Origin of the sequence: Sporosarcina sp. JAI121 (assembly GCF_013408665.1) — a bacterium.
GTDB lineage: Bacteria > Bacillota > Bacilli > Bacillales_A > Planococcaceae > Sporosarcina.
This window is the reverse complement of the sequence record NZ_JACCCL010000001.1, coordinates 113,676-138,164: the sequence shown is the minus strand read 5'-3', so window position 1 is coordinate 138,164 and position 24,489 is coordinate 113,676. Positions and strand designations below refer to the sequence as shown.

Here is a 24,489-nt window from a genome sequence, read left to right as displayed (position 1 = left end):
GGATGAAAAAGAAATTACTAGTTCTTTTCACGACAATACTAGTCGTGAGTATGCTCTCAGGATGTATCTTCATCGAAAAAGATTCACTGACACTCGGCTCACGGAATAACACGGAAAGTATCATTTTGTCACACGTCATGGGGCAATTGATTGAGAACAAGACAGATATTGATGTCATTTACAAAGAAAACTTGGGCGGCTCCACCGTCGTCTGGAACGCAATGTTGAACGGTCTTATCGACGTTATACCCGATTATACAGGGACAATCGTTCTTACTTATTATCACGAAGAACCCGGGACGGCAGAAGAAACGTTAGCCACGACGAAACGGCTCGTCGATAAAGATGGCATGATCGCTTTCAATACGTTCGGCTTCAACAATACGTATACACTCGCACTTGACGAATCAAAAGCTGAAGAACTCGGCATTGTAACATTCAGTGACTTCGCTAAAGTTTCGAAGGACTTCAGATTAGGTGCCGTGTTCGAATTCATTGACCGACCGGATGGATTGCCTGGATTCCAAAAAGAATATGATCTTAAGTTTAAAGAAGTTAAAGGGATGGATCACGGTATTATGTACCGTTCCATTAACGCGGGCGAAGTAGATGTTATTAACTCGTATACGACCGACGGACAGTTACAAATGTACGACCTGCGCGTACTGGAAGATGACAAGTCTTTCTTCCCACCGTACCATGCGCTCCCACTCGTAAGAAAAGAAGCACTCAAAGAGTATCCTGAAATTGAAGAATTACTTATTATGCTTGAAGGCAAGATTGACGAAGAAACGATGCAGAAGATGAATGCGAAAGTCGACAATGAAGGCATGATGGTCGAGAAAGTAGCGGAAGAATTCCTCATCGAATCGGGGTTAATTGAGAAGAACTAAATGTGAAACCGAGAGTTATCACCGACTCAAACAATCTTATCACCGCCATGAGCAAAATTGCTTAAAATGAAAAACGCACCTGAAATCAGGTGCGTTTTTCATTTTTTAATTTGAGGTTTATCGAATAACTACGATTTAAAGAGAGTTATCACCGGTACGAGGCAAGTTACCATCGTCTAACCAACTTTCATCCTCAAGACTTTTCAACTCAACTTTCCCAGGGTACACTAACATCAACAAACGGAAGGAATGATCCTATGAAAATAACACCAATCGGCATATGGGGCGGCTACCCGAAAGCAAATAGTGCGACATCGTCCTTTTTAATCGAACACGATGGTTTTCATTGCCTCATTGATTGCGGCAGTGGTGTACTTTCCTCATTGCAAAATTATGTACCGCTGGAAAAACTGGACGCTGTTGTCGTCAGCCATTATCATGCAGACCATATTGCCGATATCGGAAGCCTGCAATTCAGCAGAATCATTAATTTCTATTTAGGCCATCAAGCTCCTCCATTACCGATTTACGGACATATGGAGGATCAAGAAAATTTCGAGAAACTTTCATACAAAGATCAGACAGTGGGCGTTGGTATTTCGGACGGCAATGTTGTTCAAATCGGTCCGTTTGAGGTATCTTTTTGTCGTACCATTCATCCCGTCTATTGCCTGGCGATGAAATTCAGCGTGGGCGATAATTCCATCGTACTCACCGCCGATACGGAATGGCGGGATGAACTTGTTGATTTTGCATACGGAACGAATCTCTTGATCAGCGAAGCGAATTTGTATGAAAAACATCTCGGAAAAGCACCGGGACATATGGCAGGCAGTGAGGCAGGAAGGTTGGCGAAACTAGCAGGAGCAAAACAGCTCGTGTTGACCCACTTGCCATTGCACGGGGATATCAATGAGATTCTTGAGGCGGCAGGTGCTGTATATGATGGACCTACTGAACTTGCTAGGGTTGGATATGAATACTATATAATGTGAAATAGTGACTTCCTTCAAATACGCTTCTGCGCTTTGGGGATGCCTCCCGCCATAAGCCTAAATACTTTGCTATCAGTTTTATGGTTCGGGCACCCCCGCTAACGCACTTGCGCTAAGTTTATACACTTTATTCAATACTTCATTACAAAACGTTTTTCCTAATAGTAAAAGGGCTGTTCAGGAACAGCCCTTTTCACTTCACTCGTCATCGCGGTCTTTTTCAAACTTCAGCACTTCACCTGAAATTGCGTCGATGTCGAAATCGTATTCATATTTGCCATCTTTAATTTCAATTTCATACACTACCCGACCATCATCTTCGTCCAATTCAACTTCTGTCGCTGTTCCTTTTGCTTGTTTCATTGCAATTTTGACAGCAGCTTCTTTTGTTATGAATTTACCATCGGAAACGATGACTTTATCGTCTGAATCATCGTCATCAAACTCGTCATCACTGTCTGTGCGCAATACATTTCCTGTTTTCGCATCGATATCAAGATCATATTCAACACCGTCTGATTTAACCTCTACTTCATAAATGTCTCCAGATTTTTCACGATCCAATTCAATCTGCGTCACTTTTCCATCGACCGATTTTACAGCAATCGCTTCAGCTTCCTCAATCGTCAATAAACCTTTCGGAGTCGCCGCTAAACCGTGCCCCGTGTTCCCAGCCATTGCAACCCCGCCTATTACAAGTACACCAGCCAAAGCCGGGATAGTCATCCATTTCTTCATCTTGTATCTCCTCCTTTTGTTGTTATCTTTATATTACCCGGCGAACATGAGAAGACATTGTGAGGATTATTAGAATTCGATGAGAGTCAATCATCCCATGTGACAGATATTATCTTTCCGGAAATGGCATGAATTTGGAAAGTGCCTTCCCGACCGTCAGCTGCTTCGATTTCAATTAGATAGTATCCTCCGTCGTTCGTTTTTTCATAAGATACATCATCTATCTCACCTTTAAGTTGGCCTTGCGCAATTGCAATCGCATTTTCCTTCGTTATGAGCGCATTTTCTCCTGTCGTTTCCTTTACTTTTTCGGAGATTGTTTTTCCAGTGATAGCGTCGACCGTCACTTTCGTAAACTTCGGGTCCTTCGACAGCTTCACCTCGTAAACCGGAGCTTTTCCGCTCGTGTTCAATGAAATCCGTTCAGCTTCACCGCTATATTTCCTCGCAATGATTTCTTTCAACTTGGTCTCGGAAAGTACTTGCGGAATCTCTTCCTTAATTTCACCGGTCTGCACTAGTGATAGTACGCTCCCCGTCGCTGCGTCGATTTCAGCCGAATAAGACGCTCCACTTCGGTTCATTTCCACTTTATATACATCGTCCTCTATGACAATCTGGTCAACAGTTCCGCCATACATGCTCTCAAGCTGGCTCCGGATATCATCAGCCGCTATTGGCGCCTTCTTGTTAATTAAACTACCTATATATAATCCGCCCGCCATTAAAATAACTATCGTTAACAGGGTGGGAATGAACCAAGACTTTTTAAAAAATTGCATACTAATTGCCTCCTCTCGTTCATCATACGATGGGAACATTAAAAATCGGTGAGAATCCGTTTTTGGGGAATGATGATTCGGAAGGTCGTCCCCATATCCACGATACTCTCGATTTTCAGTTCCGCACCAAGACCGTCTGCAAGTTCCTTTGCAATTGCCAGTCCGAGTCCAGTTCCACCAGTTTTTCGGTTTCGGTCTTCATGAACCCGATAGAAACGATCGAAAAGGTGTGGGAGGGCTTCTTCAGGGATGCCATTACCGTAGTCGGTGACGGCGATGGAAATCGCGTTTTCTGTTTCAGAGATTGTTGTTTTAATCTCCCGTTCACTGTATTTCCGTGCATTGTCGAGGAGAATAAATAAAAGCTGTCTGAGCTTATCCGAATCCGTTACAGCGATTACGGGACCGTTCCCTTCATAATTGAAATCTCTTGTATATGCTTGGCGCATCGGTTGCAAAGTCTTTTCAACTAATGCATTGATATCGGTTTCCGCAAAATTAGGTGCAGTTTGTTCCTGATTCCTTGCAAGATGAAGCATTTGCTCAATCATATTTTTCATCCGAATGGATTCGTTTAGAATTGCCCCGATTGCCTCTTCCGCTACCGGACGATCATCAAATCCGCGGCGTGTTAGTAGCCGCGCGTAGCTTTCAATGACGGTGAGCGGTGTTTTTAATTCGTGCGAAGCGTTGGAAACGAACTGTTCTTGCTTTTTAAAGTTTCTCTCAAGCTGCCCCATCATATCATTGAACTCATGGCCCATCTGTGTCATTTCGTCCTTCCCTTCGGACGATACATCAATTTTTTCATGTTTTCCGGTTTGCCGGCTTTGTGACATTGTTTTAATAAGATTATCAATTGGATGGATTACGATACGACCAAGTGCGGCGCTTGAAATCATAATTGGAATCATTGCGATAAGGGTGACCCCGACGAGAATCAACTTGAGCAGATTTAAATTATGTTTAGCTTCGCTCAGAAGTTGAATCATTTGCAGTTCAACCACTTTACCGTCTGTCCAAATGACAGGCTCGCGCATGGTAAGTACAGGAGTGTTGTCGAATTTGCCAATTGAATAGCGTTCTCCCGTGGCCATTCTAGGAATGTAGTGCTTCATTCCCTCCACTGATTCGGACTCAACTTTTACCTTGCCGGTCGAATTTAGAATGCGAACTGCTCCATTCGGCGGAAGGTAGGCGCGGAGCACTGTCGCTGGATCATTTTGTCCGGTTATCTTGCTGAGGGTAGCAATAAGCTCGTTCGATTGCGTCTTCAGCTGCTGATATTCCGTGTCATACGCCATTTTTTGATAAACGAAATAAATACCCGTATTTGTCAATGTTAAGATGACGAGCATCAGCAGCGTGGAAAAAAGATGGATTTTAGTTTTAAGCTTCATTAGCTTGTTCCTTAAGTACATAACCAACGCCCCGCACTGTCTGGATAAGCGTGCTCTTTTCCCCTTGTTCAATTTTCTTTCGGACATATCTGATATACACATCGACGACGTTTGTATCGCCGTAATAATCGAATCCCCAAACGGCGTCCAGTAACTGTTCGCGTGACAGCACTTGATTCGGATGTTTTAGCAGATGAAGTAGAAGATCGTATTCCCTTGGTGTTAATTCGATGGAACGACCATTTCGTTCCACTTCACGTGTCTGCTCGTGCAGTGATAAGCCGGCGTACTCAAGGAGATGTTCATCCTTAGTCTGTGCAGGCACTGCAAGTTTCGAGAATCTGAGCGCCGATCGAATCCTTGCGAGCAGTTCGTCGATTTCAAAAGGTTTCGTCACATAATCATTCGCTCCAAGATCTAGCCCCGCCACCTTATCCTCCACATCATTTTTCGCCGTCAACAAAATGACAGGCGTTTCCGCTTCTGTTGCTCGAATCCGTCGTAACACGTCGAGTCCATTCAATCCAGGTAACATGAGATCCAGCAAAATAAGATCCCACTGTTGTTCACGGTATTTAATTAGTCCGTCCGGCCCTGTATGCGCGATGCCAGTTCCGTACCCTTCGAACTCCAGTTCAAGCTGAAGGACACGTGCGATATTTTCTTCGTCTTCGATAATTAGGATTTGCTCTTTCATTCGATTCACCCGCCGCTTTTTCTTTCATTTTAACAGATTCACGTAAAAACGGAGACTCTCGCTAATTCCGAGTGTCTCCGCTTTTCATATTCATTAGACTGTTTCCAATTTGCCGTTGACAATATACATACTTTTCACAAGGGTTTCTAACATAACGGGCATTTCTACAAAAGCACTGTCGACATGTAACCGCTCTGTCCGTTGATGGGCGTCTTTCCCGAATGGTCCTACATTGAGCACGGGTGCTCTCAGTTGGGACATCTCAGTGAAGGGAATACTATACGTATCGCCCCATACTGGCGTATTGCTTTCGAATGCAGTCCACCCATTTGCATCGTCATCATAGTTGAAATAGCTTAGGTCACAGATGCCATTGAAGTAATGCATTTGACCAATTTTATTACCTAATTTCCCAGCAGTTTCTTTCATCAATTCAATCGACTGTTTTACAATCGGATCATTCGACGAGTTTACAGCCGGATAATAAGGCGGTGCGTAAAGAAGCACAGTGGCGGGTGCAAGTTCCTGACATTGGATCATAAGATTATCGACGATGCGCAGTGACTTTTCACGGTCATCCCAATCAGCGTTATCGAGCGTCTCTTGCTTCAGGCGTTCAATTTCTTCAAACCCTAATTTTTGAACCGCATATTCCAGCAGCTGCTCGTAGCGCAACACTTTCACTTCCCCGACACCCGTCACTTGCTCACGATTACAAATGAGTTTATATCGGTCATTGCAAGCATCCATCGCTTCAGATGCCACTCTCTCAAACAAATCCATCACTTCGGCGGCAGTACGCTTAAACAAAAAGACATTGTAAAGAGCGACTGCACGATAAGGCGTTTGCGTTGAATATTGCAATTTCAAATCTTTTTGTTGCAATGAAACCGGCAGCGGCGTCGTTTCTCCGAGATCTGTTTCCCGGAACAATTCGTTCCATTCCATGCGCTGTGTAAGGAATGAAGCAATATAGTTTGCAGTCATCCCTTTCAGCGGCTCGCCGACATGTGTTTCTTTTCCGTAAAATAAGGCGGCCGGCATAATTTTCCCAATAGTACCTGAGTAAATATACTCTTCGATATCTGTCGGACTTTGTGAAAATGACGGTTCGCTGTTTAAAAACAGTTTATAGGTTAAGCCTTGTTCCTCACGAATACGGACAAGTTCTATGACGGCGGCACGCATGCCGGCCGAGTTCACTTCTTCATCAGGAACAGTTGTTAATAACAAATTGATTGGCCATTTTTCGACACTTGCTTTTTCGATAAGCTGCATATGAAGAGCAAGTCCCATTTTCATATCCATTGTACCGCGGCCGAATAAGTAATTCCCCGTCTCCAGGTCGATACGGGCCGCTTCCGGAAGATCAGCATTATGCTTAGGCTCTGACAACATTTTTGTCAGCATCTCCGGATAAATCGCAAATGGTTCTAACACACCGTACTCTTCCGTCCATACTGTATCGAAGTGGCTTAAAAGGACAATCGTTTCAGTTGCTTCTGGATGCTTGTACAAAGCAGTGACAGCTTGACGACCAAGGCCCGCATCGTGAAGGGCTATCTTGTCCGGATTATATTGAAAGTACTCAAGTTCATTTAATTTCGACTCTAACTTCGGAGCGAATGTATTCTCCCCTTCTGTTAACGTGCGACTATCCCAGCTGACAAGTTCACATAACAATTCACGAAGTGTAGCAGGTGTACCCCATAAATAGTGTTCCATTAAATATCCCTCCTTTGTAATTAAAGAACCGATAGCTCTTGTAAAAACTTCTCTAAACGATTCATTCCTTTTTCAAGGACAGGCATAGCATAGGCATAGGAAAAACGAAGATATCCTTCTCCATATTCAGTAAAAGCACTTCCAGGAACGGCAGCAACTCCACCTTCCTTTAACAACCTCGTCGCAAAGCTATAGGAGTCTATGCCGTATTTTTTAATAGAAGGGAAGATATAAAATGCTCCATTCGGCTTAACAACGTCAAGTCCCATCTCCGTTAACCTTTTGTAAACGAAGTCACGCCTCTTCACGTATTCCACGTTCATTTCGGCAGGGATATGTCGACATTCGTTCAACGCTTCAATCCCCGCGTGCTGACTTGGAACAGATGCACAGACCGAATTATATAAATGGACTTTCAAAACGTGCTCCATTAAACGCTCGGGACCTAGCACGTAGCCAATTCGCCAGCCAGTCATTGAATGTGACTTAGACAGACCGTGAATGAGGAAAAGGCGATTTCGTAAAGTTTCATACTGTGCAAAAGAAACATGTTCTCCGAAAAACGTGTTTTCACTATAAATTTCATCGGATATTATGAACACATTGTACTTTTCAAGGACCGCTACAAGGTCGTCCATCTGTTCTTTTTCAAGTGTCACACCGGTCGGATTGGACGGGAAGTTAAAAAGGATTGCTTTCGTCTTTGATGTTATAAGTGATTCTAACCGCTCCGGTGAAGGACGAAATTCCGTATCCGTTGTATCCAGATATACAACTTTAGCTCCGCATAATTCGATAATCGGTTCATAACCGAGATAGAGCGGTGTTGGTAAGATAACTTCATCACCCGGCGATAATAGAGTACGGAAGGTAGAGTCGATTGCTTCACTTGCACCGTTTGTAATAACGATTTCATTTTCAGGATTATAGAGCAATCCGTATTTATCCTCAAAAAAAGAGGACACTGCTTGTCTAAACTCAAGTAAACCCGCGTTATGAGAATACCCAGTTTGATTATTTTCAATGGCCTTTATTCCCGCCTTTTTTACCGCTTCAGGCGTTGGAAAATCTGGCTGGCCAATTGTCAGATTGATGGCCTCAGGATAATGGATAAGCTGGTTTGAGAATTGACGAATACCAGGGACTTGCAGCATCTCTGCTCTTTTATTAATTGTAAGCTTCATTTTATTCACCTTTCAACAATCATTGTTGTTAATTTCCAAGTAGATTCGGTAACCATAAGGAAAGAGCAGGTATATAAGTGATGACGAGTAAACAAATAATCATTGATAAAAGGAACGGTAGTACAGAAACAACGATTTTTTCAAACTTTACATTTCCAACACTTGAGGCAACAAATAAATTGACTCCTAACGGCGGTGTAATGAAGCCGATAGCTAAGTTGGCAACCAATATAACACCGAAGTGGACTGGATCTACTCCGACCGCTATAACAATTGGCAAAAGGATAGGCGTTAAGATAACAAGTGCTGATATCGTATCTATAAACATACCTACGACTAACAGCAACAAGTTTATAGCAAGTAGGATGACGAAAGGACTGCTAGAGAAATCTGTTAAGAATGCTGCGATATCATTAGGAATCTGTTCAAGTGTCATAAAATACGCAAATGAAACAGATAGACCAATAATAATCATTGTTGTGGCATTAATAACAACTGCTTCTCGGAAAGATTGAAAAGACTCCTCCCATGAAAGTTCTTTATACACAAATTTCCCAACAATAAATGCATACACAACGGCAACGACGGCTGCTTCTGTCGGTGAAAAAATACCGCCATATATCCCGCCTAAAATAATAACCGGTATAAGTAAAGCCCATTTAGCTTCATAGGCAGCTTTCAATACATCGCTGAATTTAAATACTTCATTTGCAGCAGGCTTATAACCCCGTTTGTTAGAGATGATATAAGCTGTAATCATTAATCCGACTCCAATTAGAATGCCAGGAATAATACCGGCAAGGAACATGTTACCGACTGATACACCGCCTATTACACCATATAAAACGAATGGAATACTTGGTGGAATGATAACCCCGATGGATCCAGCTGATGCCGCGATTGCCGCAGCAAAGCCCCCATCATATTTACGAGCAACCATAGCCGGTATCATAAAACCACCTATGGCAGCTACTGTCGCTGGCCCGGATCCCGAAATAGCAGCGAAGAACATACAGGCAACGATTGTCACCATTGATAATCCGCCCGTCATCCATCCAACCATCGTTGTTGCTAGGGCTAGCAAACGTTTTGAAACTCCGCCTTTCCCCATCAAGATTCCAGCAAGCATAAAAAACGGAATTGCTAACAGCGGAAATGAGTCAAGAGACGTAAATGCTTTTTGAGTAATAATGGAAAGTGGGAGTGTGGAACCGAAGTAAATTGCTACTAACGACGAAACACCTAAGGATATAGCGATTGGAACTCCAATTAGTAAACAAACGAATAATGTGATAAATAGCAACCCGATTGTCATGCTATAATCTCCTCACTCTCGTCCTTGTCGTAATTACCTCTCCAAACTTCAATGATTTGTGAGATAAGTCTAAAGGCCATGCCTCCACCACCCAATGGAATGGCTATGAACGGAATCCACATCGGAATTTGGAGAGCAGGTGAAACTTGCCCATTACCTAGACTTGTCAGGACTAGCTGCGTACCGTATATTGCCAAAAACATTGCGATAGCAAACCAGATGATAATACTTACAGTTTCTAATATCTTTCTAGGTAGTCCTTTAAATATTTCTATAAATACCCCTATACGGATATGCTGGCGAAATTTCACTGCATAACTTGCCCCAATCCACACTTGGAAAATATGTATGTAACGGGCCAGTTCTTCTGTCCAGCTCGGCGTTGACCCTAAAATATAGCGACCTATTACTTGTCCAAAAATTAAAAGAACCATAATGACTAGCGTTAAGACAAGAACGCTTTCCTCAAATCTATTAATTCTACTGAATCTCTGTTTCATTCAATACACCCCTTTTCAAAAAGGAAGAATCAAGGAATTCCCTTGAATCTTTTCTCGTTTAATTGTTCGCAGCTTTTGCTTGTTCTACAAGCTCTTCACCGATTTCCGAAGTGAATTTATCATAAACAACTTTTGTTGCTTCACGGAATACATCTTTTTGTTCAGGCGTAATTTCATTTACTTTCATGCCTTTTTCTTTTAAGTTCTCTAGGAACTCAACGTCTTGTTGCTGTGCAATTTTACGTTGTTCTGTACGATACTCTTCCGATTTTTCCACAACAAGTTCTTGCAAATCTTCCGGTAATTTAGTATAGAAATCATTATTCATAAGTAAAATAGTTGCAGCGTACACGTGTCCACTTAATGTTAAGTAATTTTGCACTTCATAGAATTTATTTGTGTAATAAAGTGAGATTGGGGCTTCCATAGCATCATAAGATCCTTGTTGCAGTGCCGTGTAAAGTTCACCGAATGAAAACGGAGATGCGTTTGCACCGAATGCTTTAAATGTATCCGTATGGAGAGGGTTTTCTAATGTTCTATACTTCAAGCCTTTTAAATCATTGGGTGAAGTAATGGGTCCATTGTTATTTGACATGTGGCGAAAACCATTTTCAGCAAATACGAGACCTTTTAAATCATTTTTTTCAAGGTCCTTTAATAGTCCTTGTCCAAGTTCTCCGTCAAGTGCCTTATATGCTGCTTCATTATCATCAAAAATGAAAGGTAGGTCAAAAACCATAAACTTTTTATTGAATGAGGCGAGTGGTGCTACTGCCGGAATTGTCATTTCAACATTTCCTAACTGTACAGCTTCAATCGCTTCTCTATCAGATCCGAAAAGTGAACCGTTTGGATAAATCTCCACTTTAAGACGCCCGTTTGATTCTTTCTCAAGTTTTTCCTTAAATGTTACTGCTGCAACGTGTGAAGATTGTTCTTCAGGAACTAGGTGAGCAATACGGATTGTATACACTTCCTGATCATCTTTACCATTGTCCCCTTTACTCACACTTGTAGCCGGTCTTCCACATGCTGCTAACACTAAAACCATAATTGATAATAATACGAATAACTTCTTCATTTTTCGTCCTCCTCTTTAAAGTAAACTAGAAATCTTTCTTCCACCTTATTTAAATGTTCCAACATTTCTCTCGTCGCAAGTTCCAAATCTTGATTTTTAATCGCTTCAATAATTCGTTTATGTTCGTCGTATGCCTCTATGGCACTCATGTGTACAGTATTTGATAGAACAAGGAATGCTCGATTTACACCGGTGTTCATTTGATGAATCAATTGTTTGATTTTCTCGTTTTCATTTTGTGAAGCTAAAATGAGATGAAACTTCCGATCGTAATCAATGAACTCCTGAAAATCATCATTTGAAATCGCTTTCATTTGTTCTTGCAAGTTGTCCTCTAATTCACTTATAAAATAAACGTCGTTTTTAGAAATAATTTTTTCAATATTGTAAACTTCCAACAACCGCCGCAACTCCATAAATTCCAGCGAATCTTCTTTTGTAAAAGTCGCAACAGTTGCTGGTTTACCTTTGTTTAAATTGATAAGCCCTTCCGCTGCAAGTTTTCGTATTGCCTCTCGTAATGGAGTACGGCTAACTCCTAAATCACTAGCTAACTTTTCTTCCGTCAGTTCTGTTTCCGGTGCAAGCTTGCCCGAAATAATCGCAGTTTTTAATAATGAATATGCCTGTTCTGCTAATGACGCTCTATTAACAACTTTCTCCATTCAATAAACCTCCCACTTTCTCCCCTACTTCAATCCTCCTGTCAATCGAATGTATACTGTATACAGCAACAATATAACAAGTTAAGATACTTGTAAATAGGAATTTTCTAAATAATTTATCAAGGAGATGAAATAGTTGTTTATTAATGAATTAAAAAACAGCTTGGGGACGATAAAGTATGTCAAAGTGAGACTGAATTATATCGGCATAATAAAGATGAGTCTTCCCACCCACCATTTGAACCAGTGCGTGCAATTGAGATCGGAGGTAGTTGTACGGGTGAAAATGGCGTCGTGATTAGTAAATGCAAGTTTCAACAATCCAGCTATGGATAGGAACCCCATATAACAAAAAAATGTTAGATACAAAAAGTAATCCTAGTAAGACTTTTCTATACATGGCAGGGAGATCTTGACTTATCATAGTAAGTGCAGACCGTACATAGATGGGTTAATGCAAAAAAAGGAGACCCTCGCCATTACGAAGGTCTCCACTTTTCAATTATTTTAGCCTACACACGTTTCCAGGCTTTCATTCACGACATACATACTCTTCACAAGCGTCTCTAGCATGACCGGCATTTCAACAAAAGCGCTGTCAACGTGTAATCGTTCCGTCCGTTGATGTGCATCTTTCCCGAATGGTCCTACGTTGAGTACCGGCGCTTTCAACTGTGCCATCTCAGTGAATGGTACGCTGTACGTATCGCCCCATACCGGTGTATTGCTTTCGAACGCAGCCCAGCCGTTTGCGTCATCTTCATAGTTGACGTAGCTCAGGTCGCAGATACCGTTGAAATAATGGATTTGCTCGACTTCATTGCCGAATGTCTTCGCTGTTTTCTTCATTAATTCAATGGACTGTTTGACGAGCGGATCATTCGATGTATTGACTGCAGGATAGTACGGCGGTGCGTACAGAAGTACTGTCGCCGGCGCAAGTTCCTGGCATTGAATCATAAGCGTGTCAACGATGCGAAGCGACTTTTCACGATCGTCCCACTCATCGTTAGTGAGCGTTTCTTGTTTTAGGCGTTTGACTTCCTCCAGCCCCAACTTTCGCACGGCATGTTCAAGCAACTGCTCGTAGCGCAACACTTTCACTTCCCCGACACCCGTCACTTGTTCCCGATCACAAATGATTTTGTATCTGTCATTGCAAGCGTCCATCGCTTCATTTGCCACTCGCTCGAATAGATCCATCACTTCGGTCGCAGTACGCTTAAATAGAAAAACGTTGTAAAGTGCAACTGCACGGTAAGGTGTTTGTGTAGAATATTGTAACTTCAAATCTTTTTGTTGTAGTGAAACCGGCAACGGCGTTGTTTCGCCGAGATCTGTTTCACGGAACAACTCGTTCCACTCCATACGCTGCGTCAGGAATGAGGAGATAAAATTCGCTGTCATGCCTTTCAACGGTTCACCCACATGTGTTTCTTTTCCGTAAAACAACGCGGCAGGCATAATTTTTCCGATGGTACCCGAGTAAATGTACTCTTCGATATCTGTCGGATTTTGCGAAAATGACGGCTCCCCATTTAAGAACAGTTTATAAGTCAAACCTTGTTCTTCACGTATACGGACGAGTTCAGTCACCGCAGCACGCATACCCGCTGAGTTCACTTCTTCATCCGGAACAGTTGTTAGTAACAAATTGATCGGCCATTTTTCGACACTCGCTTTTTCGATGAGTTGCATATGAAGCGCAAGCCCCATCTTCATATCCATCGTACCGCGGCCAAACAGGTATTTCCCCGTTTCCAAATCGATGCGGACAGCTTCCGGAAGATCGGCATTATGCGCAGGCTCCATCAATTTTTTTGTGAGCTCTTCTGGATGAAAAGCAAGCGGTTCCAACACACCATATTCTTCTGTCCAGACTGTATCGAAGTGACTGATAAGCACTATTGTTTCTGTTGCTTCCGGGTGTTTATAAAGAGCTGTGACGAGTTGCCGTCCTAAACCCGCATCATGCAGTTCCAAGTGGCCCGGCTGATCACGAAAATAGTCCAGCTCTTTCAACTTCTCGGCTACTTTCGGTGCAAATGTACGCTCTCCCTTTGTTAATGTGCGGCTATCCCAGCTTACAAGCTCGCATAACAGTTCACGAAGTGTAGAGGGTGTTCCCCATAATAGTTCATTCATATTAATTCTCCTTTACTCAACTGGTTTCACGTCAACGCCCAGAACAACTTTATTTGTCTTTTCCAACCTTATCTTGTAAAACAGCATGCATGAGACGAAGAAACCTACACCGTAGTACAGACCGATGCGCTGCGTTGGATCGAACGCCAAAAAGACAAGAATCAATAGACAAAATGCAATACAGAACAATGGAACAAAGGGATAGAAAGGAACTTTGTATTTCAGGTCCTCCAATCTCCCTCCCGCCGTTAAATACCTACGACGGAACATGAGCTGTGATAAGGCAATCCCCATCCATGATATCGTGACAGAAATACCTGCGATCGACATCAACAAAATGAATACCGCATCCGCCTCCATCACGCTTGTCAATAAAGACAAAAGAGAGAATGACATTGTAAAGAGCAAAGCCATAAGTGGAACTTTCCGTTTCGAAAGGCGTCCGAACACTTTAGGGGCCATCCCTTCATTCGCCATTGCCCAAAGCAGACGAGTCGAAGCATATAGACACGAATTTCCCACTGACAAAATCGCTGTTAAAATGACAAAGTTCATGATGCCAGCAGCATACGGCACACCCGAAATCTCCATTAGCGTGACAAATGGGCTTGCGAGTAATCCAAGTTCCGATGCTGGAAAAATGGCCGATAATACAATAATTGAAGCGATATAGAAGACAACAATCCTGACAAGTATCGTACGAATTGCTTTTGGAATATTCTTTTCAGGGTTTTCCGTTTCTCCCGCTGCAATTCCAACCAATTCCGAACCTTGATAGGAGAAAATGACATTCATCATTGTTACGAATACAATTGCAATCCCTGCGGGGAACAATCCCGTAGGAGCCAGATTTCCCAAAAACGGAGTTGCACGCCCTTCCATTGGGATAAAACCGAAAATCGCTGCAAATCCGATGATGATGAAAAAAATCACCGCGACAACTTTAATGCCAGCGAACCAGAATTCAGCTTCCGCAAACCCCCTCGTAGACAATGCATTCAACGAGAATAGAAGAACCATAAATACCAAACACCAAATCCAAATCGGCGTGTTCGGGAACCAATGTTGCATCAGGATTCCAGCTGCAGTAAATTCCACTCCTGCAGTAGCGGCAGAACCTACAAAATACATCCATCCAAGTGAAAATCCTGCCGAAGGACTGATGTATCGTGTTGCATAGGTCTGGAAGGAGCCCGTCACCGGCATATGAACAGCCAGTTCCCCAAGACAAACCATGACCATATACAAAATCAGACCGCCGAATAAGTAACCGAGCAGGGCCCCGCCTGCCCCTGACTGATTGATTGTGTAACCGGCATTTAAAAACAGACCGGTTCCAATTACGCCTCCGAGAGATAGCATAAACAAATGGCGACTTTTCATGGAACGTTTCAACAGATTGTCTTGCGGTTGTTCCCCATTGTTCGGCATGTGATTTCCTCCCTGTTTCCCCTATTAATTTTTCTATATAAGTTTTCCTTCAATTACGCTTCTGCGCTTTCGGGATGCCTTCCGCTTAGATAAACGCCATATTAAATACTATATTTAACAACAATCAGAATCGTAATGATAGACAGCTCAATCCCCCGTCATGCTTTTGGACTTCGGACATGTCGAGTTCAATTGTTTCATAGCCTGCTTCGTTCAATTTCCGCTTTGTTTCCTCGTATCCTTTTGGGATAATGACATAATCATTGACGCGAATGCAGTTTGCGGAGTATTCGTCTTCTTTGCCAATAACAATTTTGTCATATGAATCGAATGCGGGATGATCCACAAACTCCCCTGCAACGACCATCCTGTTATCTCCCAAATAAGCAATTCCGGTTTTAAGATGGAAAAACTGCTTCAATGGGATAATCGTCGCTTTAAAACCTTCTGTTTCCAAAATCTCTTTTAATTGAAGTGCCCCTTCTTCATTTGTCCGTTCGGAAATCCCGATATAGAAGTGGTCTTCCGCTTGGAGAATATCGCCGCCGTCAAGCGTTCCCGGCGATTTTATATAATGGATTTTCTTATAAAATTCTTTTAGGGTAGCTTCGATTTCTATGATTTCCCCATTACGTGAGTCTGCCCCCGGGTTTGTAATGACCGCGAAATCCGGTGTCAACACGGCGGCATCTTCCACAAATGTCGAGTCAGGGAATTCCTCACTCGCAGGAAGATGTGTAACAGCAACACCGCATTGTTCCAAAGCTTTAATATAGTGATCATGTTGCTCCAACAACTTTTCAAATACCGGTTTCCCAAGATCTGACGTTGTCAATCCATTCAAATAGCTTTTACCTGGCGTTTTCGCGATTACATTTTTAAACATTTCTGTACACTCCCTATAATTTAGTTTCTTATAACAGGACTTGTCAGGCATGTAGGCCCGCCCGTCCCTTTTACACTTATTTCTTCGCCTTTGTATTCATAGACTGTGGCCCCAGCGTCAAGAAGCTGCTGTTTCGTGGAAACGTTTCCATTCACTAGTACACAAACACGCGGTGCAAGTGCCAATACATTACACCCCAGATTGTGATATTCGTCCTCCGGCACTTCAATAAGCTGTATTCCCTTTTCAATTAGCAACTGACGGAAAAATACCGGCATAAGGCGTGAATGCACGACAGCTAAATCACGATCGACCATGCTGATGAATGACATTAAGTGGAGACATTCCGCCTCGCCTTGATCATGCGGTAGTTGGACAACTATGAAATCATTGACGAAAGGTGCTGTTATTTCTTTTAATTGTCGGATAGCCTCGTCATTCGTCCGGTATCCACGGCCTACAACAAGCGTCTTGTCGTCCAACCAAACGATGTCGCCGCCATCTGAAACTGCGTCCCCTGTTAATTCACCGACAATCGGTATGTCTTTTTCCGTAAGGAATTTTTTATACACAGCGGCTTCAGGCTGTCTTAGCTCTTTACCGGATTTCAATATGATTGCACCTGCAGGCGTAAATTTCACCGGGTCATGTGCATATAACGAATCCATTCCTACTTCGGACGACACCGGTAAATAATCAATCTGCGAAACATGTTTTTCTAGAATGGCAATGAAATCTGAAAATTCACGAACCGCCTCTTCAAAATTCGGTTCTTCATGATAATTGAACCTTTTCCATTCCTTCTCTAGATGGGCTTGATTTAAGAAAGCTTCATTTGGATGCTTAATAATCACCCGTTCTAATGGTCTGTACATGGAGGAACAATAAGTCATTTCGTCTCACCCTTTTCCGTCTAATGGAAAACGTTTCCGTGGAATGGAAAGTTTATATATAAAATATATTCTCTACATGATATAATGTCAATGTATTTTGAATAATAGTAATCATCTTTTTCTGAATAATAGGTATTATGTAGTTATTTGAATGACAGGCGGTGTTTTCTATGCAATCAATTGACCGTGCCATGACCGTGGCGAATGCACTTGCAACACATACGACCGGAAACGGCATCTCCATTTCCGACTTATCCAAGAAATGCGAACTACCGCTCAGCACGATGCACAGATTATTGAAGTCGATGATTAAGCAAGGCATGGTGGAGCAGGATGAACGCACAAAATGCTATCGCCTTGGCACGATTTGGTTGGAATACGGTTTACAAGTGTATGATTCTATGGATTATGTCAATAAAATAAGACCAGAGTTGGAGCGTTTAAGCCGTGAAGTGGACGAAAGTGTCTATCTCAGCCGACCAGCAGGATCGGAAGCCATAATAATGGAGAGAATTGACAGCGAAAACAATACAATCCGAATATACGACCAACTGGGTTTGCGCATTCCGATGCATATCGGGGCGGCGAATAAAGCGATGCTTGCCAACATGTCTTCTTCCAAATCGGATGCTATTTTGCAGAAACTTTTGCCGGTGGAACAATTGGAGCCGATTAAAATAACTCTAAAACAGATTAAAAAACAAGGCTACGCAACGAGTCATGGTGAGAGAACGGAAGGAACTTCTTCTGTCGCTGTGGCAGTCGTGGATGGTATTGGAGAAGTTGTAGGGGCAATCAGTATAGGTGTCGTCAGCTTCAGCCTGACTGATAACCGGTTGGATTTCCTTATTGAAAAAGCGATTGAGACAGGTAAAAGGGTTTCTGATAAGTTGGGTTCTAACAGTAATTGAGTTGGGGTAAAGATTTCCTTCAATTGCGCTATGGGGATGCATTCTGCTATAAATAAAGACAGTAAAAAGCCTGCCAACATAGACTGGATAAGGAATTCTCCATGATACACGCTTCGGCGCTAGGGGATGCCTCCCGCGACCTGTAATGCGTCTTCTGCGTAAGAAAGTAGTATCGAATTTTAATCACTTTATCTTATCAGCCAAAATCAAAATCCTCTTGATAATGAACAACTCAGCGCAGGCGCGGCAAAGGGGTAGCCGAAGTCCTAAGACTGGATGCGAAGCGCTAATCCAGGCTTAGGGCGAGAGGCATCCCCAGAGCGCCGAAGCGTGTAGGCTGGACAATCCCTCGTAGTATACTTTTCCCTAACCCCGATAGCTTCAGTCAATGACTATATTGTAAAAACAAAAAACGACTCCTGTACACCAATGTACAGGAGTCGTTTTAATTTCTTATAAAAATACAATAACCGCTAATACAGCAGCCAATATCAGTCGATAGATTGCAAATGGTACAAGCTTAACGCGCGAGATGAGCTTCAAGAAGAAGCGGATTGAAATTAGTGCAAAAACGAAGGCACTGATGAATCCGACGATATAAAACGACAAATCGTCCATCGACAGGTATTCCCAGTTTTTTAAAATCGATACAAGACTTGCCCCCATCATGATTGGAACAGCCATAATGAACGTGAAATCCGCTGCTGTCCGGTGATTCATGCCAAATAATACACCGCCCGAAATCGTTGCTCCTGAACGTGAAAACCCTGGCCATAGTGACAGACATTGGACAAGACCGACTGAGAACGCCTGCTTGTAGGTGATCTGATCCAGCGTTTGCACTTTCGGTTTTTTCGGTCCGAACTTATCGGCTACGATCATAAGTATCGCCCCTGCGACAAGGGCAAAGATAACTGTTTCCACTCCGAACAAATAATCATCAATCAGATCTTTGAAAGCAAATCCAAGAACGACCGCCGGAAGCATACCAATAATGACATGCCCTAAATTGAAACGGGAATTCATTTTCTTGCCATCAATTTTATACAAACCAACTAGGCTGAACAGACGCTTCCAAAAAACGACGATGACAGCTAATATCGAACCTAACTGAATCACAATCTTGAATGTGATTGCGGGATATTTACCTAAAAACTCTTCCGTCTTCAGCCACATGTCATCAACGATAATCAAGTGGCCCGTCGAAGATACAGGTGCAAACTCCGTCATTCCTTCAACAAATCCGAGTATCAATGCTTTAATCAAATCAAATAGTTCCATAAGTTAGTTACACTCTCTTTCTACGGAAGCGGATGTACAAGAAACAAACCGCTATACCGCCAATTCCTATTAGTACATACGCAATAGTTGAATAGATGTCCATGTAGCGGACAATTGACTCCCAATTGTCACCGACTGCTGCGCCGAGGGAAACAAGTGTTGTATTCCAGATCAAACTGCCGATTGTTGTAAGCAGAATGAAAAGCGGGAAGTTCATACCCGACATACCTGCCGGAATCGAGATTAGACTTCGAATCAAAGGAACAAGACGACAGAGCAACACTGTCCACGGCCCATATTTGTCGAACCATGCATCAGCCCGGTGAATGTCTTTCCGTTTAAGCCGCAAAAGAGGGCCCCAGCGATCGACAATTTTCTCAAGGCGTGCAACATCGAGAAGTAACCCGATACTATACAAAATCATCGCCCCGATTACCGAACCGGCTGTTGCCGCAATGATGACACCTGTTCGCGTCATATCCGAATACGTCGTCATAAATCCACCGAATGTCAAAATGACTTCGGATGGGATAGGCGGAAAAATATTTTCAATCATGATTAATAAAAACACACCAAAATAACCAAACTCGCCCATAAATTCAGTAATCCAATTTTCCAAGTTACGCCTCCGCTATCTTTTACTTTACTAAATTCGGCCCCCCTATGCAAATAGAGTCCGATAGCAGAAAGGACGCTCCAACGCGGCAAGAGGTTCCGTTTGTTATATTGTATTTTACGCAGGATGAAATGCGAATATGAGTTCATTTCATTATTATCCGCTATATTGATTACAAAAAATGCGATTCAGGCTTTTTGTCGTTTACGAATACTTTATTCAGAGTTCTTACTTCAATTAATTTCATGACTTGATCAAAACAGGACATTTTTATATTGTGGATATCTTTGATTTTTATTAAGTTATCCTCATCTTGGGTGGATAACTTAATAAAATTGTTGATAATTTCAGAAGATTGCACATTTATCCACAGAACTTCATGATTAAATATATAATCGGTAGTTATCAACAGCTATAAGTTCCGGAAAATAGTTATCCACAAAGACATATATACAATTTAATTGTGTACAATCAACTGCATCAACGGAAATAAAGCCATCCGCTATTCATCGGATGGCTTACATTCACACTTCTTCCAAACGTTCAGTCAATTGGTCCCGCAACGCCCTTTTCAGGAATTTACCTACAGACGTTTTTGGAATTTCATCCAAGAATACAACATCGTCCGGAACCCACCATTTTGCAAACTGATTTTCAAGATAGGTCAACAATTGTTTTTTCATCTCATCATCGGCTGTCTGCCCTTCATGTAATACTACACAAGCAAGCGGGCGCTCCAGCCACTTTTCGTGTGGAACCGCTACCACTGCCGCCTCAAATACAGCTTCATGAGTCATCAGCGCATTTTCAAGATCAACGGACGAAATCCATTCGCCACCGCTTTTTATCAAATCTGCTGTTCTATCCGTCAATTTGAGATAGCCATCTCCTGTCATAACTGCAATATCTCCAGTATAGAACCATCCATCTTTGAATGCATTCACAGTACGTTCATCTTTGTAATATTCACTTGCAATCCACGGGCCCCTGACTATTAACTCCCCCATTGTTTTGCCGTCCCAAGGCACTTCGCCTTTTTCATTGATAATCTGAACCTCAAGCCCCGGCATTGTCAGCCCTTGGAGTGAACGGATATCAACCCGCTCGTCCATTGTTAAATTATCCATTTTCGATGTAAAAACGGACAAGCTAACAAGGGGTGTCGTTTCAGTTAATCCGTAACCGACGATGAACGGGATTCTATATTTCTCTTCGAACGTACGGATTAAACCTTTAGGTGAGGCAGAGCCCCCGCTTACAACCGCACGTAAAGACGCAATATCCCGTGGATTTTTCTCTAGCTCTTTCAATACAGCTAACCAAATTGTTGGCACTCCAGCTGTAAGCGTAACTTTTTCCTGTTCAATTAAATCCAGGATTAGAGCCGGATTGAAACCCGGACCGGGTAAAACTTGCGTTGTGCCAAAGAAGACAGCCGCGAAAGGCATTCCCCATGCATTCGCGTGGAACATCGGAACAATCGGCATTATCACGTCCCGCTCTCTCATACCCATCGCATCAGCCAGTCCTAGCGCGTAACTGTGTAGTACAAGTCCACGATGTGTATAGACGACCCCTTTTGGATTTCCGGTTGTAGCAGATGTGTAACACATCCCTGCCGGTGTGTTTTCATCCAGATCCTCCGGGAATTCAAAGTCATCGGAAGCAGCCTCAATTAGCGCTTCATATGAATGGACATTTTCAAGCTTCGTCTCCGGAATCTCTGTACTATCACCCATGATGACGTAATGTTTCACGGTCTTTAGCATGGGTGCAAGTTGGGACAAGTGCGGAAATAAGTTATCATCGACAAGCAGAATTTCATCTTCGGCATGGTTAATCACGTAAGCAATATGTTCCGGTGACAGACGGATATTGATCATATGAAGAACAGCGCCTGTACATGGCACACCAAAGTACGCCTCTAGGTGACGGTGATGATTCCAGCCAAACGACCCTACTTTTGTTCCATGTTTCATCCCAAGTTTCGTAAGCGCGTCGGCAAGTTTTCGCGACCGTTTTGCAAAATCCCTGTATGGAATCCGGTGAATCGTATTCTCTGCCGTGCGTGAAATGATTAATTTATCCGGAAAGAACTGCTCCGCCCGTTTAACAAATGACGTCAATAAAAGTGGCGTTTGCATCATAAAAATCCAGCTCCTTTTAGTTGGAATGAATGACTTTCACTTTTTCATTGTTTATTCCCCGCGACTGCCAATAAGGATGTTCTGATAAATCGGTGATCCGCATGACAGGTGTCATACAAAAATCGGTTCGGCATGAAATATCGAGCCATTCGTTCCAAGATAACGATGCGATAAAGTCACTAACTTCCGAGTGTTCGGGAGTACCTGTTGCATAGTAACCACACTGTTTCCATTCCGGTCGTTTCGCAAATTCGCAGAAGTTGTTCCAAAACTTTGGTTCAAGGGCTCCAAGTGCAACGTGCCTGCCATCTTTGGTCGGATATAATCCGTAACAAATGTAGGTACCATCGATTTCCGGAATACCACTAGCCGAAATGCCTTTTTCATTGTATGCAAGATGAGTCCCTTGAAAATCAAGCAATGCATCGGCAATTGCGATGTCGACGAATGAACCTTGTCCTGTACGGAACTTCTGCACAAGTGCCCCGAGAATCCCTTCGGATACTGCAACCGCACCCACATAATCCGCAATTGTATTTTCGGGATGAATCGGTTTCCCTTCAAAATCAGTGAATTGGGAAAGTACACCGGATAACGCCATATAATTTATATCGTGACTTCCTACTACTGAAAGCGGACCATCTTGTCCATACCCTGTCATCGAACAGTAAACAATATCCGGTTTCAATGCTTTGACAGTGTCATAATCGAATCCGAGCCGTTTCATTGCACCCGGTCTGAACGATTCCAGCAACACATCCGACTTTTTGATAAGTTCAATCATCGATGCTTTTCCTTCTTCAGTTTTCAAATCAACTGTGACGAATTCTTTTCCTTTATTATTCGCCTGATGAACGATGCCACCGCTCATTGTTTTTGCTGGATCACCGCCTGGCGGTTCAACTTTAATGACATGGGCCCCCATTTCTGCAAGGCGCATGGCAGCATATGGTCCTGGAAGATAATATGTGACGTCGAGCACGTATATTCCTTCAAGCATCTTCATCTAGTTAAGCCCCATATTCTTGGCAATAATAACTTTCATAATTTCATTCGTTCCCGCATAAATCGATGCTACAGGGATGTCCCGGTAACGCCTCGCGATTTTATATTCTTCCATATAACCGTAACCGCCGTGAAGCTGCATACACTCCGCCGATATTTCCCGCGCCGTATCAGTCAGCCAATATTTGGCCATGGATACTTTCGTGACGACGTCCTTGCCCGCTATATGGTCTTCGATAAGCGATTCGATAAACGCTTTGCCAATTTCCACTTTTGTTGCGATTTCAGCAAGTTTAAACTGCGTATTTTGAAATGAACCAATCGGCTTACCGAATGCTTTCCGTGATTTCACATATTCAAGCGTCATTTCCAGCATATCTTCGGATGCTGTTTGCGCAGCAATTGCAACGACAAGTCTTTCCTGTTGAAGTTTTTCCATCAAATAGCTGAAACCTTTACCCTCTTCACCGATCAAATTCGCGACAGGTACGCGACAATCTTCAAAGAAAAGCTCAGCGGTGTCTTGCGAATGCAGACCGACTTTATCGAGCTTGCGACCTTTCGTAAAGCCGGTAGTCCCTTCTTCTACGACTAGTAGACTAACGCCCCGGTGTTTTGGCGAAGCATGTGGATCAGTCTTTACGGCGAGGAGCACAAGATTTCCATTAATGCCGTTTGTGATAAACGTTTTTTGTCCGTTGACGATATAGTGATCACCGTCTTTGATCGCCGTTGTCTGGATATTGGCGAGATCCGATCCTGTTCCCGGCTCCGTCATTGCAATGGCTGTTATGATATCGGCGCTTACACAACCGGGCAACCAACGCTCTTTCTGTTCAATCGTGCCATACGATTCAATGTAAGGAACAACGATGTCATTGTGCAAACCTACACCTGTAAGTCCCGATCCCACTCGTTCCAGTTCCTCCCCGATAATGACTCCAAAGCTGAAGTCTAGACCGAGCCCGCCGTATTTATCTTCCACTTGCGGACAGAGAAAACCCATCTCGCCAAGCTTCTTCCAAAAAGCTACCGGAACGCGCCGCTCCTTTTCCCATTTATCGTAATTCGGGACCGCTTCTTTTTGAAGAAATTTTCGCAGCGAATCCCGGAACATGACGTGTTCATCAGTTTCGAATCTGTATTTTGCCACCGGCAGTGCCCCCTTTAATAGCTAGTACTTGTTTATGTCTAAC

22 protein-coding genes are annotated in these 24,489 nt (G+C 42.9%); 3 read left to right on the top strand and 19 right to left on the bottom strand.

Annotated features, from left to right (window positions below; translation table 11 throughout):
• The first annotated feature begins 2 nt into the window (after nucleotides 1-2).
• Nucleotides 3-893, top strand: coding sequence for a glycine betaine ABC transporter substrate-binding protein (locus HDC33_RS00710; RefSeq protein ID WP_179390628.1), 891 nt, complete (start codon nucleotides 3-5; stop codon nucleotides 891-893).
• 257 nt (nucleotides 894-1,150) lie between these two features.
• Nucleotides 1,151-1,888: an MBL fold metallo-hydrolase gene (locus HDC33_RS00705; RefSeq protein ID WP_179390627.1), complete on the top strand. Its 738-nt coding sequence runs from the start codon at nucleotides 1,151-1,153 to the stop codon at nucleotides 1,886-1,888.
• 198 nt (nucleotides 1,889-2,086) lie between these two features.
• On the opposite strand, the gene HDC33_RS00700 is transcribed toward HDC33_RS00705, so the two are convergent.
• From HDC33_RS00700 to HDC33_RS00635, 14 genes are all read right to left on the bottom strand, one after another.
• On the bottom strand, nucleotides 2,087-2,626 hold the full coding sequence (locus tag HDC33_RS00700; RefSeq protein WP_179390626.1) for a PepSY domain-containing protein: 540 nt from the start codon (nucleotides 2,624-2,626) through the stop codon (nucleotides 2,087-2,089).
• Nucleotides 2,627-2,712: 86 nt separating this feature from the next.
• On the bottom strand, nucleotides 2,713-3,408 hold the full coding sequence (locus tag HDC33_RS00695) for a PepSY domain-containing protein (RefSeq protein ID WP_179390625.1): 696 nt from the start codon (nucleotides 3,406-3,408) through the stop codon (nucleotides 2,713-2,715).
• Nucleotides 3,409-3,446: 38 nt separating this feature from the next.
• A complete protein-coding gene (locus tag HDC33_RS00690) occupies nucleotides 3,447-4,808 on the bottom strand; it encodes a sensor histidine kinase (protein WP_179390624.1) in 1,362 nt (453 codons plus the stop codon).
• On the bottom strand, nucleotides 4,798-5,505 hold the full coding sequence (locus HDC33_RS00685; RefSeq protein ID WP_179390623.1) for a response regulator transcription factor: 708 nt from the start codon (nucleotides 5,503-5,505) through the stop codon (nucleotides 4,798-4,800). Before HDC33_RS00685 ends, HDC33_RS00690 begins: the two co-directional genes overlap by 11 nt.
• Before the next feature lie 93 nt (nucleotides 5,506-5,598).
• Nucleotides 5,599-7,230, bottom strand: coding sequence for a M20/M25/M40 family metallo-hydrolase (locus HDC33_RS00680; RefSeq protein WP_179390622.1), 1,632 nt, complete (start codon nucleotides 7,228-7,230; stop codon nucleotides 5,599-5,601).
• 20 nt (nucleotides 7,231-7,250) lie between these two features.
• Entirely contained in the window at nucleotides 7,251-8,414 is a 1,164-nt protein-coding gene (locus tag HDC33_RS00675; protein ID WP_179390621.1) for an aminotransferase class I/II-fold pyridoxal phosphate-dependent enzyme, read from the bottom strand.
• A gap of 28 nt (nucleotides 8,415-8,442) precedes the next feature.
• On the bottom strand, nucleotides 8,443-9,729 hold the full coding sequence (locus HDC33_RS00670; protein ID WP_179390620.1) for a TRAP transporter large permease: 1,287 nt from the start codon (nucleotides 9,727-9,729) through the stop codon (nucleotides 8,443-8,445).
• A complete protein-coding gene (locus tag HDC33_RS00665) occupies nucleotides 9,726-10,229 on the bottom strand; it encodes a TRAP transporter small permease (RefSeq protein WP_179390619.1) in 504 nt (167 codons plus the stop codon). The genes HDC33_RS00670 and HDC33_RS00665 overlap by 4 nt, the downstream gene beginning before the upstream one ends.
• A gap of 58 nt (nucleotides 10,230-10,287) precedes the next feature.
• Nucleotides 10,288-11,313: a TRAP transporter substrate-binding protein gene (locus HDC33_RS00660; protein WP_179390618.1), complete on the bottom strand. Its 1,026-nt coding sequence runs from the start codon at nucleotides 11,311-11,313 to the stop codon at nucleotides 10,288-10,290.
• On the bottom strand, nucleotides 11,310-11,978 hold the full coding sequence (locus HDC33_RS00655) for a GntR family transcriptional regulator (protein WP_179390617.1): 669 nt from the start codon (nucleotides 11,976-11,978) through the stop codon (nucleotides 11,310-11,312). The genes HDC33_RS00660 and HDC33_RS00655 overlap by 4 nt, the downstream gene beginning before the upstream one ends.
• Before the next feature lie 507 nt (nucleotides 11,979-12,485).
• Nucleotides 12,486-14,123, bottom strand: coding sequence for a M20/M25/M40 family metallo-hydrolase (locus HDC33_RS00650; RefSeq protein ID WP_179390616.1), 1,638 nt, complete (start codon nucleotides 14,121-14,123; stop codon nucleotides 12,486-12,488).
• 12 nt (nucleotides 14,124-14,135) lie between these two features.
• Nucleotides 14,136-15,554, bottom strand: a complete 1,419-nt coding sequence (locus tag HDC33_RS00645) for an amino acid permease (RefSeq protein ID WP_179390615.1) — start codon at nucleotides 15,552-15,554, stop codon at nucleotides 14,136-14,138.
• A 124-nt stretch (nucleotides 15,555-15,678) separates the two neighbouring features.
• On the bottom strand, nucleotides 15,679-16,440 hold the full coding sequence (locus HDC33_RS00640; RefSeq protein ID WP_179390614.1) for a dimethylarginine dimethylaminohydrolase family protein: 762 nt from the start codon (nucleotides 16,438-16,440) through the stop codon (nucleotides 15,679-15,681).
• Between the two features lie 20 nt (nucleotides 16,441-16,460).
• Nucleotides 16,461-17,333, bottom strand: a complete 873-nt coding sequence (locus HDC33_RS00635) for a dimethylarginine dimethylaminohydrolase family protein (RefSeq protein ID WP_179390613.1) — start codon at nucleotides 17,331-17,333, stop codon at nucleotides 16,461-16,463.
• A gap of 170 nt (nucleotides 17,334-17,503) precedes the next feature.
• Here HDC33_RS00635 and HDC33_RS00630 point away from each other — a divergent pair, with 170 nt between their 5' ends.
• Nucleotides 17,504-18,244 (top strand): IclR family transcriptional regulator, encoded by a 741-nt coding sequence (locus HDC33_RS00630; protein WP_179390612.1) that lies wholly within the window; start codon nucleotides 17,504-17,506, stop codon nucleotides 18,242-18,244.
• A gap of 453 nt (nucleotides 18,245-18,697) precedes the next feature.
• On the opposite strand, the gene HDC33_RS00625 is transcribed toward HDC33_RS00630, so the two are convergent.
• From HDC33_RS00625 to HDC33_RS00605, 5 genes are all read right to left on the bottom strand, one after another.
• Nucleotides 18,698-19,525 (bottom strand): undecaprenyl-diphosphate phosphatase, encoded by an 828-nt coding sequence (locus HDC33_RS00625; protein WP_179390611.1) that lies wholly within the window; start codon nucleotides 19,523-19,525, stop codon nucleotides 18,698-18,700.
• Nucleotides 19,526-19,532: 7 nt separating this feature from the next.
• Entirely contained in the window at nucleotides 19,533-20,144 is a 612-nt protein-coding gene (locus HDC33_RS00620; protein ID WP_179390610.1) for a DedA family protein, read from the bottom strand.
• 521 nt (nucleotides 20,145-20,665) lie between these two features.
• Entirely contained in the window at nucleotides 20,666-22,288 is a 1,623-nt protein-coding gene (locus HDC33_RS00615) for a long-chain fatty acid--CoA ligase (RefSeq protein WP_179390609.1), read from the bottom strand.
• A gap of 16 nt (nucleotides 22,289-22,304) precedes the next feature.
• Nucleotides 22,305-23,294 carry a CaiB/BaiF CoA transferase family protein gene (locus HDC33_RS00610; protein ID WP_179390608.1) on the bottom strand — a complete coding sequence of 330 codons (990 nt, stop codon included), beginning with the start codon at nucleotides 23,292-23,294 and terminating at the stop codon, nucleotides 22,305-22,307.
• Entirely contained in the window at nucleotides 23,295-24,446 is a 1,152-nt protein-coding gene (locus tag HDC33_RS00605; protein ID WP_179390607.1) for an acyl-CoA dehydrogenase family protein, read from the bottom strand.
• Between the last annotated feature and the right edge of the window lie 43 nt (nucleotides 24,447-24,489).